General features: G+C 67.4%; 9 protein-coding genes. 4 read left to right on the forward strand and 5 right to left on the reverse strand.

The genetic code is table 11. The annotated features are described in order from the left end of the window. From FG91_RS03585 to FG91_RS03595, 3 genes are all read left to right on the forward strand, one after another. The coding region (locus tag FG91_RS03585) for an efflux RND transporter periplasmic adaptor subunit (protein ID WP_037512118.1) at window positions 1-1,001 on the forward strand (1,001 nt) is incomplete at its 5' end. After that, entirely contained in the window at window positions 998-2,128 is a 1,131-nt protein-coding gene (locus FG91_RS03590; protein WP_037512123.1) for an ABC transporter permease, read from the forward strand. The genes FG91_RS03585 and FG91_RS03590, both read left to right, overlap by 4 nt. Then, window positions 2,128-3,237 (forward strand): ABC transporter permease, encoded by a 1,110-nt coding sequence (locus FG91_RS03595; RefSeq protein WP_037512126.1) that lies wholly within the window; start codon window positions 2,128-2,130, stop codon window positions 3,235-3,237. The genes FG91_RS03590 and FG91_RS03595 overlap by 1 nt, the downstream gene beginning before the upstream one ends. Before the next feature lie 142 nt (window positions 3,238-3,379). Here FG91_RS03595 and FG91_RS03600 read toward each other — a convergent pair whose 3' ends face one another. Then, window positions 3,380-6,334, reverse strand: a complete 2,955-nt coding sequence (locus FG91_RS03600; protein ID WP_081940400.1) for a TonB-dependent receptor plug domain-containing protein — start codon at window positions 6,332-6,334, stop codon at window positions 3,380-3,382. 455 nt (window positions 6,335-6,789) lie between these two features. Here FG91_RS03600 and FG91_RS03605 point away from each other — a divergent pair, with 455 nt between their 5' ends. Continuing rightward, a complete protein-coding gene (locus tag FG91_RS03605; protein WP_037512129.1) occupies window positions 6,790-9,174 on the forward strand; it encodes a penicillin acylase family protein in 2,385 nt (794 codons plus the stop codon). Window positions 9,175-9,402: 228 nt separating this feature from the next. On the opposite strand, the gene dacB is transcribed toward FG91_RS03605, so the two are convergent. Genes dacB through FG91_RS03625 form a run of 4 tightly spaced genes read right to left on the reverse strand, consistent with a single transcriptional unit; the run spans window position 9,403 to window position 14,648 of the window. Continuing rightward, on the reverse strand, window positions 9,403-10,884 hold the full coding sequence (dacB, locus tag FG91_RS03610) for a D-alanyl-D-alanine carboxypeptidase/D-alanyl-D-alanine endopeptidase (protein WP_037512131.1): 1,482 nt from the start codon (window positions 10,882-10,884) through the stop codon (window positions 9,403-9,405). Window position 10,885: 1 nt separating this feature from the next. Beyond that, entirely contained in the window at window positions 10,886-11,908 is a 1,023-nt protein-coding gene (locus tag FG91_RS03615) for a serine hydrolase domain-containing protein (protein ID WP_037512135.1), read from the reverse strand. Next, on the reverse strand, window positions 11,905-13,413 hold the full coding sequence (locus FG91_RS03620; RefSeq protein ID WP_052187272.1) for a permease: 1,509 nt from the start codon (window positions 13,411-13,413) through the stop codon (window positions 11,905-11,907). The genes FG91_RS03615 and FG91_RS03620 overlap by 4 nt, the downstream gene beginning before the upstream one ends. Continuing rightward, window positions 13,410-14,648 carry a dicarboxylate/amino acid:cation symporter gene (locus FG91_RS03625; RefSeq protein ID WP_037512137.1) on the reverse strand — a complete coding sequence of 413 codons (1,239 nt, stop codon included), beginning with the start codon at window positions 14,646-14,648 and terminating at the stop codon, window positions 13,410-13,412. The genes FG91_RS03620 and FG91_RS03625 overlap by 4 nt, the downstream gene beginning before the upstream one ends. Between the last annotated feature and the right edge of the window lie 7 nt (window positions 14,649-14,655).

The raw sequence follows: 14,655 nt of genomic DNA on the forward strand, positions 1-14,655 counted from the left end.
CCCCCGCCCCCGATCCGGCGACCGCGCGCAGCCGCCTTCCTCTCTTTTTGGGGCTGGGGGCGGTCGCGCTGTTGCTGGCGATCGGATTGTGGGTTGCTGCCCGGCCCGGCCCCGAACAGCTTCAAGGGATGGTCGATGCCGACGAGGTCAATATCGCGACCAAGGCGCTCGCGCGCGTCGATCGCCTGATCGCCGAAGAGGGGCAGGTGGTGAAGCCGGGCACCTTGCTCGCGACGCTTTCCAGCCCCGAGATCGACGCCGGAAAGCAGCAGGCCGAAGCCGCGCTCGCCGGCGCGCGCGCGCTCGAAGCGATCGCCGACGAAGGCGCGCGCCGCGAGGATATTGAATCGGTGAAGTCAGTGTGGCTCGCAGCGCAGGCGGCCGCCAATCTCGCCGCGGTCACCGCGCGGCGATCGGACAATCTGTATGCCGAGGGGGTGATCGCGGCGCAGCGGCGCGACGAGGCGCGCGCCGCGCGCGAAGCCAGCGCCCGCCATGCCGAAGCCGCGCGCCAGCAGTATCTGAAACTCCTGTCCGGCGCGCGCGACGAGGAAAAGCAGGCGGCACGCGCGCAAGTCCAGATCGCCGCCGCCGGGGTTTCGACCGCCGACGCGCTCCAGGCCGAGAAGCATCTGGTCGCGCCGATCGGCGGCGAAATCGTCAAGCGTCTCGCCGAACCGGGGGAGATCGTCGGCCCCGCGGTTCCCGTTTATCAAATCATCGACACCGCGAACCCCTGGGTATCGCTCAATGTTCGCGAGGACCGCTACAAGGGTTTCGACAAGGGGCGGACGATCAAGGGAAATGTTCCCGCGCTGGGCTTGGAAGGGGTGCCATTTCGCGTCACCTTCATCAGCCCGCAGGGCGATTTCGCGACCTGGCGCGCGACGCGCCAGTCGGCGGGCTTCGACATTCGCAGCTTTGAAATCCGGTTGCGCCCGGTGCGCCCGGTCAAGGGGCTGCGCCCCGGGATGAGCGTGCTGTTCGACTGGCCGCAATGACCGGATTTGCCTTCGCCTTGCGGCGCGAGGTGGCCCATCTGGCGCGCAATCGCTGGGATCTGGCAATGGTGACGCTGTTTCCGGCGATCGCGATATTAATCGTCGCGGCGATGCTGATCCACGGCGTGCCGCGCGGGCTGCCGGTGGCGATCGTCGATCAGGACAACAGCGCGTTCAGCCGCGCGGTCGTGCGCGCGGTTGCCGCCGCGCCCGCGGTCACCATCACCCAGCGTCCCGCCGACTTGCCCGCTGCCGAGGCGCTGGCGCGGTCGGGGACGGTGTGGGCGATCCTTCATGTCCCGCGCGGCGCCAGCGACGGGCTCACGCGCACCGAAACCCCCGCGATCCACATCTTGTACAACGCCTCCTTCCTCACGATCGGCGCGAGCGCGGCGAGCGGGATCGGGGCGGCGGTGCAAAATGTGATCGCCGAACGCGGGCTCGATGCGCTGCATGCACGGGGGCTGCCCGCGATCCGCATCGAACCGCCGCGGGTGCAGGCAACGGTCCTGTTCAATCCGCAAACCAGTTTCGAATGGTATCTCCAGGCGCTGATCCATCCCGCGGTGCTGCATCTGCTCACCGCCTGCGTCGCGGTGATGGCGATGGGACGCGAGCTCGAAGGACGTTCGCTCGCGCGCTGGACGCGCGAAACGGGAGGCGGTCTTGCGGCGCTGGTGGGCAAGTTCGCACCCTATCTCGCCTTGCTCGGGATATGGGCGATGGTGTGGATGATCTGGCTGCTAGGGATACGCGGCTGGACGATGAACGGCAGCCTGATGCTGACCCTGTTCGCGCAGTTGCTGCTTCTCGCCGGGACCGCGGCGATTTCGATCCTGCTGATCGTCGTCACTCGCAAGCCCAGCTTCGCCTTTTCGGCGAGCGCGCTCTACGCCGGATCGGCGCTCGCCTATTCGGGCGGGACGCTGCCGCTCGACGGCGGATCGGGGTTCGCGCGCGGCTGGAGCCAGGCCTTGCCCTTCACCCATTATCTGAAGCTGCAGATGGATCAGTTTCTCGGTGCGCCGTTTGTGATCGCGCTGCCCGCGCTGTTCGCGCTCACCCTCTATCTCGTCGTTCCACTCGCGATCGCATTGGTGCTGCTCCGGCGACAGGCTTCCGCCTGATGGGCTTCACCGCCGCCTTCGTCGATGTATTCCGCAAGGTCCTGTCGACCTTCGCGCTGGCGTCGATCATCATCCTCGCGGTGATCCTCTATGGCTTCTATTACCCCGCGCCCTATGCCCATCAGGCGGCGCGCCAATTGCCCGTCGTCGTCGTCGATGAAGAACGCACCGCGTTGACGCGCCAGCTCATCCGCAACCTGTCCGACGCGCGCGAAGTCCGGATCTCCGCCGAGGCGCCGTCGCTCGCCGCCGCCGAACGGCTTGTCCGCGAGCGCAAGGCCGACGGTATCCTGCTGCTCTCGGCGGGCCTGACGCGCAGCCTGACGACCGGCGCGCCCGGCGGCGGAATCGGCATCTGGGTCAACGGCACCTATCTGATCCGCGCGCGCGACATTGGCGCAGCGGTGCAGGCAGCGGCGGTTGCGGTCGGCATCCAGCGGCTCGGCCCAGTGGCGCAAGGACTGCATCTCCAGCGCCCGATCGAGATCGTCCAGCGCCCGCTGTTCAACACGCGTGAGGGCTATGCCGATTATGTCTTTCCCGCGGTCGCCGCGATCATCCTTCAGCAGACGCTGCTTTTCGGATCGGCAATGCTTGTCGCGGGGCGGCGCGAGACCGGCGCGCTGGCGATGGGGCGGACACAATTTCTGGGCACCTGGTGCGCGCTTGCCGTTCTCGGCTGCCTCGGCGCGATGCTCTATTTCGGCTGGATTTACTGGTATCAGGACATGCCGCGCGCGGGCAATCTGGCGGGATTGCTGATCGCGGTCCCGTTGTTCGCGGGCGCGGTCGCGGCGCTCGGGATGTTGATCGGCAGCCTGCTCGATCGCGCCGACCGCGCGCTGCACCTGCTGATTCCCACGTCGATCGTCCTTTTCTTCCTGGCGGGGGCCGCGTGGCCGCTGTCATCGATGCCGACATGGGTCGCGGCGCTGGCGCATCTGTCGCCGGCGACGCTCGGCGCGCAGAGCTTCGTGCGCCTGAACGAAATGGGGGCATCGCTGTGGGAAATCCGATCCGCGCTCGCGGGCCTCGCCGCGCTGGTCGCGGTCTATGGAGCGGCTGCATTCCTCCGCATGGGGCGACCGGGATCGAGAGAGGGCCGATAACAGGGCAGGATGATGCGTGGATTGCCGGTTGATCCGCGAAATGGAGGAGAGGCGACGGGTAGTCCCGGGCGGCGCCGACGGATCGGCCAAAAAAAAGGGAGGGCCACGGGGTGCCCTCCCTTTTTCTTTCATTCGTCCCGCGTCACTTCATCTTGAAGCGGACACCCACACGGAAGCTGCGGCCCAGCAGGTCGGAATAGGTGCTGTTCGCGGCGAGGCCGGTTTCGGGCAGCAGGATCGGATCGGCGTCGAACACATTGGTGACGTTGACGAAGAATTCGGCGTCGCCCTTGGCCATCGCGTCGAACTTGAACGTCGCGTTGAGGTCGACGTAGGTCGCGCCGTCGATGCTGTTGTCCTCGTAGGTCGGGAACTGGTTGGTCGAGATCGGGCAGCTGGTCCCACATTCGATGCCGGTGGCATCGTACCTGCCGTCGCTCACGCCTCGCGCCGTCGCGGTCAGCGAGAAATCGTCGGTGTCGTACGACGCGCTGAAGCGGTAGATCCACTTCGGCGTGATCGATTGCGTGCCGGTGCCGACACCCAGCGTCCCGACGGAGTTGAGCGGCACGAAGCCGGGCACGCCTGTTGTGACGATGTTGTCGATATAGCGCGTCGCCAGGCCGCGCAGGGTGAAATTGCCCCCGGCGAGGGGCATCCGATACGCCGCTTCCAGATCGACGCCGCGCATGACGAGGCTGGAGAAATTGACCGGCTGGCGGCTGATCAGGACGCGCGAAGGATTGGCTGGGTCGGGCGTGATTGCCGCGCAGAAGTCCGCGAGCCCCTCGAAGCAGCGGTTGACGATGTCGTCCGCGCTGAGGCTGTCGATCGCTTGTTTCACCTTGATGTCAAAATAGTCGGCCGACACGCTGAAGCCGGGAATGAAGCGGGGTGTGAAGACCGCGCCGACGTTCCACGAATCCGCCTTCTCCGGTCTCAGGTCCAGATTGCCCGTGATCGTGCCCAGGTATGAGAGGCTGGAGCCATAAGTGCCGGTCCCCGGCCCCACTCCCGGGAAGAACGGGTTGGTGACGGTGGAGGTGTTGGCCGTACCCGCCTGGAACAGCTCGTTCAGGTTGGGCGCGCGAATGTCGCGCGAGCGCGTGGCGCGCAGTCGAATGTCGTCGATGGGTTGCCAGGTCGCACCCAGCTTCCATGTCGTGACATAGCCCGAGGTCGAATAGTCGGTGGCGCGCACCGCCCCGTTGAACTCGAGTCCAAAGCCCAGCGGCACGACCGTTTCGAGATAGGCCTCCTTGACGTCGTAGCTGCCCTTGCTGGGGCGGTAGTTGCCGACCGACCAATTGCTGGTCGATGCGCCGGTGGCTGGGTTGAAGACGGGTTGGAACTCGGCGGGCACGGACCCGTCGATCTCTTCCTTGCGATACTCGGCGCCGACCGCGATGCTGACGTCGCCCGCCCAGGTCGCGAAAGGCGTGAGCGACAGGTTGGCGCCGATCACGGTCTGTTCGAGCGTCTGATCGCGGAATGGATCGCCGAGGATATAATCGACCGCCGCCGGATCGGCGACGCCAATGCCCAGCAGGTTGAGCGGGCGGCAGTTGGGATCGTCGTCCGCCGCGCTGGCGTTGACGTTGATCAGGCACTGGATCGAACCGACCGGAAGGCCGCGCGGGTTGCCGGCCGGCGCGAACACGGCGGCGAGCGCGTTGTTCCTGCGCACCGTTTGCTGGATATTGGTCAGCTGCTCGTGCAACTCGGCGCGGCCGTACTGGGCATAGACGTCCCAGCCCGCCGGTTTTCCGAAAGCCTCGAAATCACCCTCGGCGCCGATCACATAGCGCTGCACCTTGCGCTCGTTGTTCGAGCCGCGGCCGGGCAAGTCGACGGCGGTCGTCGCCAGCGTGGCGCTGGTCAGGCCAGCCAGGCGCGTCGGTCCGAGCGCATTATAGAGGAACGCGTTGCAGGTTGTCGGAGCCGCCGCCGCGGTCGCCGCCGTGCCGCAACCGGTCGCGCTCAGCGAAAGGCCGGTCATCAGGTTCGGACCCGCGTTGAACAGTGTTTCCTGCCGATTGTACGAGGCTTCTGCGAAAAGCGTGACCCCGTCGCTGACCTCGAAGCTCAGCCGGCCGAAGAGGCCATAGCGGTCTTCTTCCGGGCTGAGGCCGATGCGGCGGCCCGAATCATTGACCTGCCAGTCGCCGCCTTGCGTCAGCTGCGGCACTGCCGAGCAGGCCGGCGAAGGGAAGGTCAACGCGCCGAACTGGTACTGGTTGATCGACCCGCCCTGTCCGAAATAGGTTCCGCACAGGCGATTTGCCGTGCCTCCGGCCGAAGCGGTGATGAGGCCGCCCGGCGTCGAGTTCGCCGCGCCGACCTGGGTCCGGAGCAGATACCGGGGCACGGTGCTGTTGGCCGTCCAGGCCGGATTCTGGATCCGTACGAAGCCGGTGTGGTTCCAGTCGCGATCGACCTGGAAGATGCCGTCCGAGTGGGCGATCTCGCCCGCCACGATCAGGCGGCCACGACCATCGGCGAAGCCGAAGCCGGCGGCAATGTCCGCCGAATAGTTGAAGCCGTCGCCCTCATCGGTCACGCCGACATCGCCGGATAGCTTCAGCCCGCTGAAGTCTTTGTTCAGGATGAAGTTGGTCACCCCCGCAACCGCGTCGGAGCCATAGGCGGCCGAGGCACCGCCCGTGACCACTTCGACGCGTTCCACCAGTGACTGTGGGATCGTGTTGATGTCGACCACGCCGCTGGCGGTCGAACCCACGGACCGCCGCCCGTCGATCAGCACGAGCGTACGTACGGTGCCGAGGCTGCGCAGGTTGAGCGCATTGATGCCGGCGATGCCGTTACTGAGCTCAAGGCGCGAGTTCGACGGACGGATGGACGCCGCGAGTGCCGGCATCTGGTTGACGAAATCCGCGATGTTGTTGGTCGGCGAGCTGTTCTGGATATCTTCCTGCGTCAGCACCATCACCGGCGTCGGTGCCTCGAAGCCGTCGCGCGTGACGCGCGAGCCGGTGACGATGATCGGGTCGCCGGGCGCCGCTTCGACGCTGTCCGGGGCGGCGGTCGCCTCCTGCGCCAGCGCCGGGGCACTATGGACCAGCGCGATGGCGGTCATCGCCGCTCCGATCCGGCCTGAGCGGCCCAGCGGTCGATGAATTCGTTCAAAATTACGCATGTCAGCAGTCCCCTTTTGCCCAAAGGGCCGAGCCACACGCCGCCCGAGGCGTGCCCCGGCCTTGTGCCGGGTTGGCTGCCCTGTTTTGTCCTACCTGTTCGTTCGGCGGATGCTTGGCTCCGCCTTCTTATATTTGGTGATGTTCGTTATACGGTCCGGCCATCGTCGCAGCCAATGCGCGCCGACCGCCGGTTTCGTGACAGCGAGGTTACAGGGTGGTTGCGGGGGGTCAACAGCTGGGCCGCTAACCTGGCGATATGGACATATAGCCCGAAGATATGGCGTCGCCGAATAGCTTGCAGTTATAGGACGCAGCCCGCTTGCTATGGCCTTGCGGTGCGATGCTGCGATAGGGTCGCATTTCGTCATTTTCATATCTGATCGGGGAGGGCCTGTTGATCCAGCGCCGCGCGTTTCTGCTGGCTTCGGTCGCGCTTGTCGCGATGCCGGGGAGCCTTTTCGCGAAACCCCGGGTCAAGGGCACCGCGCAAACGATCCGCCTGTCCGGCGCGCGCGCGCCGGTCGAGGTGATCGAAGACGAGCTGGGGGTGCCGCACGTCCGCGCCGCCTCGCTGCACGATGCCTTCTTCGGGCAGGGCTATCTCGTCGCGCGCGACCGGTTATTCCAGATCGACATGGAGCATCGCCGCGACATGGGGCGGATGGCCGAGGCTTTCGGACCGCGTTTCGTCGCCGCCGACAAGGCGGCGCGGCTCTTCCTCTATCGCGGCGACGTCGAAGCCGAGCTCGCGGCGCTGCCACCCGACGTGCTCGAATGCGCGCGCGGCTATGTCGCCGGGGTCAACGCCCGGATCGCGGAACTCGCCGCCGATCCGGCGCAGCTGCCGCTCGAATATGGCATATTGGGGATCAGCCCGCTGCGCTGGGAGATGGCCGATCTGGTGCGCAACCGCGGTATCGGCATGGGCGACGCCGACGACGAGGTGCGCCGCGCACAGCTGCAGGCGCGCGGGCTGCTCGACGCCGACCAGCTGATGGTGCCGCTGCGCCCCGCCTGGTCCTTTACCGTGCCCGACGGGCTCGATTGCTCGGCGGTGAGCGACGCCGACCTCGGCGTCCTTGATCCGGCGAACCGGCCGATGGATTTCGACCCGGTGCAGGAAGCATCGCTCGACCCCGAACAACGCTGGACCGACCGCTTCGCACTCGGCAGCAACGCGTGGACGATTTCGCCGTCGCGCAGCGCGACGGGACGGCCGATCCTCGCCAATGATCCGCACCTCGGCATCGGGCGTTCCAGCCCGCGGCATATGTGCCATCTGTCGGCGCCGGGGCTCGACGTCATCGGCGCGGGCGCGCCGGGGTTGCCCGGGATCATGCAGGGGCACACCGACCGCTTCGCCTTCGGCCGCACCAATTTCCACATCGACCAGACCGACCTGTTCGTCCTGCGCACCAAGGAAGGCGATCCGGGCCGCTACTGGCACAAGGGCAAGTGGAAGGCGTTCGAGACCTTCGAGGACGAAATACTGGTCAAGGGCGCGCCGAGCGAGCGCGTGACGCTGCGCTATGCCGCGGGCCGCCCGATCGTGTCGCAAGACGCCGCGCGACACCGCGCGGTTGCGTTCGCCACGGTCAGCATGCTGCCCGGCGCCAACCAGCGGTTCGCGATCATCGCGATCAACCTGTCGAAGGACTGGGCATCGCTGCGGCAGGCGTTCAAGCTGCACGTGTCGCCGACCAACCTCCATTATGCCGACATCGACGGCAACACGGGCTGGCAGACGATCGGCTTCACCCCGCGCCGACCGAAGCACGACGGGCTGTTTCCTGCGCCGGGCGATGGCGCTTTCGACTGGACGGGTATCTTGCCTGTCGAGGATATGCCCCACGTCTATAACCCGCGCGAGGGCTGGTTCGCCTCGGCGAACCAGATGAACCTGCCCACGGGCTATCCGTATCGCGAGCGGATCATCAGCTTCAGCTGGAGCGACCCCTTCCGCTACGATCGCGTCGCCGAGGTGCTGCGTAGCCAGCCGAAGCACCGGATCGAGGACAGCATCGCGCTGCAGCACGACGTCCAGTCGCTTCCGGCGCGGGCGCTGCTGAAGCTCCTTCCCGCCAATCCCTCGGCGGCGGCGGCCCCTGCCGCCGCTTTGCTCCGGCGATGGGATTGCGGGATCGAGGCGGATAGTGCTGCCGCGCTGCTTTATGAAATGGTGATGCCGGCGCTTTCGACAGCCTTTTACGACCGGATCGTGCCCGCGAGCGCGCGCGACCTGATCGCGTCGGTAAATTTGTCTGAAATGCTGCGCCTTCTCGCGTTGCCTGACAAGCGCTTGGGCGACAACCCCGCCGCGACGCGCGACGCGCTGGTCGACGGCGCGCTGGCGGCGGGATGGACGAAGGCGGTCGAACTCGGCGGCCCCGATCCGGCGCGCTGGCGGTGGGGCGACCTGCACGGCGTCACGATCGCGCATCCGCTGGCATCGAACCCGGCGATCGCGGCCGCCTTTCCCCGGATCGAGGGCGGCCGGTCGGGCGGCGACGGGACGACGCCGATGGCGCGCGGCTTCAACCCCAAGCGCGGGTTCAACGTGTCGCACGGCGCGAGCTATCTGTTCGTCGCCGACGTCGGCGCGTGGGACAACAGCCGCTTCCTGCTGCTGCCCGGCCAATCGGCCGATCCGCGCTCGCCGCGCTATCGCGACTTTTATCCTTACTGGCTCGCGGGCGCGATGCAGCCCTTGTGGTACAGCAAGGCGGCGGTCGACCGGCATGCCGTGGGGCGGCTGGTTCTGGAACCTGCTTCCAGCTAATCCGCAAGGCGGGCTAAGGCCGGTGGACCTTTTGAACCCTATTCCCTCCCCCTTGATGGGGGAGGCAGCGAGACTTGCCAGCTTGCTGGCTAGTCGCAGCGGAGGGGGTGCGGTCTCGGCCTGAAACAGCGGCCCATGGACGCACCCTCACCCCCATCCAACTCCGCCTAGTCGCTGCGCGATAAGGCTTCATATCCTTCCTCCATCAAGGGGGGAAGGGGAGCGGTCCTAAAGCGCTTCGGCGATGGCGACGAGCGCGCGGTCGACAGCGGCGGTGGCCTGCGCGTCGGTGTCCTCGGGCATGTCGTTGGCGAGCGCCGAGAAGATCAGCGTCCGGCCGCTGCGCGTCGTCAGATAACCCGACAGCGCGCGCGACGCGTTGAGCGATCCGGTCTTGGCGAACAGCTTGCCTTCGAGGATCGTGCCCTTGAAACGGCTCTGCAACGTGCCGTCGCGCCCGGCGATCGGCAGCGTCTCGCGCCAGGCCATGCTCCACGGCTGGCGCGCGATCCAGCTCAGCAGGCCGACGGCGGCGCGCGGCGTGACGCGGTTATAGGACGACATGCCCGACCCGTCGGCGAAGTGATAGCCGGTCGCGGGCAGCCCCGCCTGCGTCATCACCCGCCGCATCACCGCCTGACCATCGGCGATCGAGCCGCTGCCCGCCTGCCGCGCGACGCGCCGCAGCATCAGTTCGGTATGGAGATTCTGGCTCTCCTTGTTGATTCGCACCATATTTTCGGCGAGCGACGGCGCGGGCAATTCGGCGAGCATCGCGGGTTCGGCGGGCAGGGTGGCCGGCATGCCCTTGCGGTTCTCGGGATCGTCGGCGGGCGTCAGCGGCCGGTGGCGCACCTCGATATCGCCATCGACGCGTACCCCGCGTGCGCGCAGCAGCTCGCCGAGGCGCCACGCCGCATGATGCGCCGGATCGTCGATTCCATAGCGCAGCGTCAGGGGCGCGACCTCGGCGCCGACGGTGCCCGTCAGGCGAAGGACGCCGCTGTTCGGCATGCGGTCGGCGGTGATCGCTTCTTCCTTGCCCGCAACGGTCGTGACCCGATTTTCGATGATATAATAGCCGGACGCCTGCACGCCCGGCGCGGCGCCGACCGCGCCCGGCGCCAGCTTCACCACCAGCTCATTGTCGTCGAGCGTCAGCGCGGACGTGCCGGTGCCGTAACGCGACTGGATATTGTTCCAGCTCATCCCCGGGCCCCAGCGTTCGTCGGGGAACCAGCTGTCATCGCCGATTATGTTGCGGACATGGCGCGTCTTTGCCGCGACCGCATCGGCGAGCACCTGCAGGCAATCGACCTTGCAGTCGTCGGCGCTCGACAGCAGCGCGTCGCCGCGGCCGTGCAACACGACGTCGACCTTGCCATCGGCGCCCGTTTCGAGCCGCACGCCGGTGCCCTTCGCCGTGCGCTGGAGCAACGGCAGCTCGGCATAGGCGATCGCGGTCGTGAACATCTTGGTGTTCGAGGCGGGGATGAAGCGCTCGTCGGGCGCGATCGACAGCAGCACTTCGCCGTCGAGCGTCGTGACGAGCAGGCCGAAGCGCGACCCCGCGGGTCCCGCGGCCAGTTTCTGTTCGACGGCCGTCAGCAGCGGCGCGGGCGCCGGGCTCGTCTGCGCGTGGGCCGCGGTTAGCGAAAGCGACAGCGCGAGGGCCAATGCGAGCGCGAGGCGTCCAATCGATGTCGTCATGTTAATTTCGTTTGTCCCAGCCTGTAATGACCCGCTCGCCCACCGCGGGGCGCAGGATCGTGATGCCGCTGTCGGCGTGGCGGGTCGGGTGGACCCGGTTGGTGAGCAAGGTCCACGCAAGGCCGCGCTCGAAATCGATCCACAGACCCGTGCCGGTAAAGCCCGTGTGACCGATCGTGTCGGCCGAACAGGCGTCGCCGCCATGCCATCCGGCAAAGGCGCGTTCCCAGCCCGAGGTGCGGTGCTGCTCGTTTGCAGTGCGCACCTCGGCGAGCATCGCGGGCGACAGGATTTCCCCGGCGAGCATCGCGCGCGCGAACCCCAGCACGCCGTCGACGGTGCCGAACAGCCCCGCATGACCCGGCGCGCCGCCGAGCGCGAAGGCGTTTTCGTCGTGGACCTCGCCCTTCATCACGCGCCCGCGCCAGCTGCAATTTTCGGTGGCGACCGCCGGACCGGGCGGCGGGCCGAAGCCGAGCCCCTCGCCGAGCGGCCAGCCCGACAGCGGCGCGCCGGTGAGGCGCTCGATCGCGATGCCGAGCAGGATGAAGTTGATGTCCGAATAGACCGGCGGTCCATGGCGCCATTCGCGTTGCAGGACAAAGGCGCGCAACCGCGCGGGATCGTCGCCATAGGTATAGATGGGCTCGACCGCGGGCAGGAAGCTGCGGTGCATTAGGCAATCGCGGAAGGTCAGCCGGCGCTCGGCGGCGCCCGCGACATCATATTGGCGCAGGTCGGGTATCGCGTCGGTGAGCGGCCGATCGAGGTCGAGGCGCCCCTGTTCGGCGAGCGTCAGGATCATCGTGGTCGTCGCGATCACCTTGCTGAGCGAGGCGAGGTCGAACCAGTGATCGCGGGTCAGCCCCTCGCGCTCGGGGACGAGCGCGGCCATTCCGGCGAGACGCACGGCGCTTTCGCCGTCGGCGGACACGATTCCCAGCGCGGCGCCGGGAATGCGGCCGCTTTCGACCGCTTCGAGCGCGGGGGCAAATGCTTGTTCGCAGATCGCCTCGACCGTCATGTCGGCACGCGGCCCTTCACGCGCACGATGATCGGCAGCAGGAAGATCGCGGCAAAGCTCAGCGCGCCCGACAGCAGAAAGAAACCGTCATAGCCGATCTCAGTCTGCATCGAGCCCGACGCGCCCGCGAGCAGGCGCGGCAGCAGGAAGGCGAAGCCCGAAAGCAGCGCATATTGAGCACCCGGATAGGTCGGGCTCACCAGCATCGACAGGTAAACGACGAACACCGCGCCCGCGAACCCGTTGCCGAACTGGTCGACCGCAACCGAGGTATAGAGCACGAAGGCCGAGGGCTCGCTGTGCCACAGCCAGACATAGATCCAGTTGCCCGCCGCCGCGGTCACCGCGCCGATCCCCAGCGTCCAGCCGAGCGACAGCCGCGTCGAGAGAAAGCCGCCGAGCGCGACGCCCACCATGCTCGCCGACAGCGCGACGACGCCGTCGGCGACACCGATCTGGTGCAGGCTGTAACCCTTGTCGTTCCACAGCGGGTGCGAGAGCGTCAGCGCCAGCACATCGCCCATGCGATAGAGCGAAACGAAGGCGAGCACAGCGAGCACGGGCGTGCCGTAACGCCAGAACAGCTCGACATAAGGCGCGGCAAAGGTTGAGACGTTCGAAAGCGCATCGGCGGGCAAGCGGCGAATGCGGGGAAGCGCGAGCGCCAGCGCGACGAAGGGCAGCAGAGCGATCGCCAGCACGACCGGCGTGACATTGGTCTTCGCCGAGATGCCCGCGCCTTGCGCGGCCGAGAGCAGCGCCCAGCCGACCACAGCGGTGACGAGTGCGGCGGCGAGTATGACGAACAGGCTGGTGAGCGTCCCCGCGACCAGCGCCTGCGTCCGGCCGCGGGTGCCTTGATGTTCGGGCCGCATCGCCGCGAGGATCGGGAAGGGCAGGAAGGCGGCGAGGGCGATCACCAGATAGGCCCAGGTCCAGTCGGCCCATGCCGCGACGAGGATCGCGCCGCTGCCCGCGGCGACCATCGCGCTGCGGTAGCCCCAGAGGTTCGCGGCGACGATCGGCGCCTGTTCGGCCTGCGTCGGCGCAAGTTCGATGCGCCAGCCGTCGGCGGCTACCTCCAATGTCGTCGTCCAGAAGGCGAGCAGGACCGCGAACAGCGCGGTAAGCGGCAGGCTCTTGTCGCTCGAGGTGAAGGCCATCGCGACCATCGAGAGGAAGATGCCGAGCTGCGACAGCATGATCCACCCGCGCCGGCGTCCCCAGAAACGCGCGAAGCCGGGGATGTCGTAGCGCTCGATCAGCGGCGCCCAGGCAAATTTGAAGGTGGGTAGCAGCGCGATCCACGCGAAAAAGCCGATGATGACGATATCGACGCCATGCCGCGCGAGGCGCAGCGTCAGCACCGCGTTGAACATGTAAAAGGGCAATCCGGCAGAAAAGCCCAGCAGCAGATAAAGGCCGAGCAAGCGCCGTGCCGATGGCTTGGCGGGCAGGTCGCCCGCCAGCACGCCGGCAACGGCTTCGGCGGCGGCGGCGGTCACGCTTTCTCCTCCGGCTCGACCGCCTTTTCCCAGCGCGCGACTACGCTGGTGACCGTCAGGTTCGCACTTGCGCTTGCGACGGTGCGTGTCATGTCGAGCAGCCGGTCAAAGGGCAGGACGAAGCCGACGACGAGCGCGGTCTGCTCGGGCGAGACGCCGACCGCGGAGAGCACGGCGGCGAGCATGAACAGCGACGCCGACGGGATCGGCGCGGTGCCGAACGCGGCGAGCGCGCCGGTGAGCAGGACGATCGCCAGCATCGGCAGATCGGGTTCGACGCCGACCGCCTGCAGCGCAAAGATGCTGAGCAGCCCGACATACATCGCGGTGCCGTCCTTGCCGATGCTCGCGCCGATCGGCAGCACGGTCTTTGCGACGCCGGGGGCGATCCGCAGATCCTCGAGCGCGATGCGGAGCGCGACGGGCAGGGTGGCGGCCGAGGAGGCGGTCGAAAAGGCGACCGCCAGCGCATCGACGATGGTGCGATAGAAGCTGAGCACCGGCCGCCGCGCGACAAGGGCGATCAGCGGCAGGTGGACGAGCAATATCTGCAGAATCACCCCCGCCGCGACCCCGACCGCGAGCCAGCCGATGTTGGCGAACACCGCGACGCCATTGTCGGCGACCGCCTTTGCGATCAGCGCGAGGACGCCGAAGGGGGTGATTTCCATGACGATGCGCACCAGCTGGAACAGCACCTGTCCCGCCGATTGCAGCAAATCGGCCATCGGGCGCCCCGCTTCGCCGGCGAGGATGACGCCGAAGCCGAAGAGGATCGAAAAGAAGATGATCGCGAGCATATCGCCCTCGACCAGCGCCTGCACGATATTGACGGGGACGATGCCGATCAGCTGGTCGTGCAGCGATTTGGGCTCGCCGAGCGCGTGCGGAACGGCGTTGCCGAGCGCGGCGCCCTGTCCGGGTTCGAGCAGCAGGCCGACGATCATCCCGATCGACACCGCGCAGAAGGTCGTCGCGGCGAACAGGCCCACCGTCCGCGCGCCGACCGACCCCAGCTTGCGCGGGTCGGCGAGCGCGGTGACGCCCGACGCGATGCTGATGAAGACGATGGGGACGACGAGCATCCGGATCACGCGGACGAACAATTCGCCGATGAAGGCGATCGCGCCGGTCGCCGCAGGCCACAGGAGCCCCAGCAGCACGCCGACGACCATCGCGCCCAATACGCGTTGCCACAGCGGCACTGCGAACCAGCCGCGAAGAAACCCCGTCATCCGTCCC

Source organism: Sphingopyxis sp. LC81 (assembly GCF_000756375.1).
Classification (GTDB): Bacteria; Pseudomonadota; Alphaproteobacteria; order Sphingomonadales; family Sphingomonadaceae; genus Sphingopyxis.

Bases quoted from the DNA above. Each gene is read 5' to 3' on its own strand.
- FG91_RS03590 (WP_037512123.1), top strand. From the start codon at position 998: ATGACCGGATTTGCCTTCGCCTTGCGGCGCGAGGTGGCCCATCTGGCG.
- FG91_RS03595 (WP_037512126.1), top strand. From the start codon at position 2,128: ATGGGCTTCACCGCCGCCTTCGTCGATGTATTCCGCAAGGTCCTGTCG.
- FG91_RS03600 (WP_081940400.1), bottom strand. From the start codon at position 6,334: ATGACCGCCATCGCGCTGGTCCATAGTGCCCCGGCGCTGGCGCAGGAG.
- dacB (WP_037512131.1), bottom strand. From the start codon at position 10,884: ATGACGACATCGATTGGACGCCTCGCGCTCGCATTGGCCCTCGCGCTG.
- FG91_RS03615 (WP_037512135.1), bottom strand. From the start codon at position 11,908: ATGACGGTCGAGGCGATCTGCGAACAAGCATTTGCCCCCGCGCTCGAA.
- FG91_RS03625 (WP_037512137.1), bottom strand. From the start codon at position 14,648: ATGACGGGGTTTCTTCGCGGCTGGTTCGCAGTGCCGCTGTGGCAACGC.